Here is a 315-nt window from a genome sequence, read left to right on the forward strand (position 1 = left end):
CCTTGCGGCGCCGCTTCTTCAGCCGGCGCTTGGCGGAGGGGGTGTTCTTCTTCTGCAGTTTCTGGCGCAACGCGCGTTCGCGCAGGCGTCCCCGGTTGAGCTGGCGTCCGGCCATGACCTGACCATCGCTGGTGGTGGCGATGTTCACGATGCCCAGGTCGATCCCGAGGAACCCCTCGGTACCGGTGTCGGGTTCGGCCTCGGGGATCTCGCAGGTGGCGTTCAGGAACCACATGCCGTCCCGGTGCAGCAGATCCGACTCGCCCTTGCGGTACAGGGCGAGACGGGCCAGATGCTCGGGGGAGGCGGTGAACA

General features: G+C 67.3%; 1 protein-coding gene. It reads right to left on the reverse strand.

The features are described 5' to 3' along the window. The coding region (locus I8N67_RS42090) for a transposase (RefSeq protein WP_200309706.1) at window positions 1-315 on the reverse strand (315 nt) is incomplete at both ends.

Source organism: Streptomyces adelaidensis (assembly GCF_016598475.1).
GTDB classification, from domain to species: domain Bacteria; phylum Actinomycetota; class Actinomycetes; order Streptomycetales; family Streptomycetaceae; genus Streptomyces; species Streptomyces adelaidensis.